The sequence below is a fragment of the Pseudozobellia sp. WGM2 genome (assembly GCF_017810075.1).
GTDB lineage: Bacteria > Bacteroidota > Bacteroidia > Flavobacteriales > Flavobacteriaceae > JADNYK01.
The window spans coordinates 1-458 of the sequence record NZ_JADNYK010000048.1 but is presented as its reverse complement, the minus strand read 5'-3'; the positions used below and the strand labels follow the sequence as shown (position 1 = coordinate 458).

Below are 458 nucleotides of genomic sequence, written 5' to 3'. Positions count from 1 at the left end.
CGTTTCGCGCAATATGCGGACGTGGCCTCCATCGTGCGCCAGGGCGACGCCGCGCGGATGCGCAGCCTCCAGGTGGCGGAACAGGGGTTTCACGTGGGCGACGTCCTCTATGTCGGCGGCTGGTCGCGCTGGGTCTTCGACTGCCGAACAAGGACGGCCGACAGGTTGGATTTCGCTTCCCTGCGCGACGACGGCGTCCAAGGTCCCGCGACGCCCGAAACGGCCCCGCCCTATGCCGCGGCGCCCGGCGGCGACGCCGCCGAACTGCTGGCCGTGACCTGCGGCGAGACGCCGCCCGCCCGCACCTTGACGCTGGACCAGGCGATCAGCCAGGGCCGGTCGGCTCTGGCGGACTGATCGGCCGCTCTTCTCCCTGCGGCCACTCGATCCGGTCGCGCGGCAGAGCTTCGCGGCACTCGTCGCGCATGAAGGCCATCAGCTTCTCGCGGATTTCACAG

At 70.5% G+C, this 458-nt stretch carries 1 protein-coding gene; it reads left to right on the top strand.

Going from position 1 to position 458, the window contains the following annotated elements; genetic code table 11:
• A partial coding sequence (locus IV512_RS19745; RefSeq protein ID WP_209406487.1) for a hypothetical protein occupies positions 1-357 on the top strand: 357 nt, incomplete at its 5' end.
• Positions 358-458 lie beyond the last annotated feature (101 nt).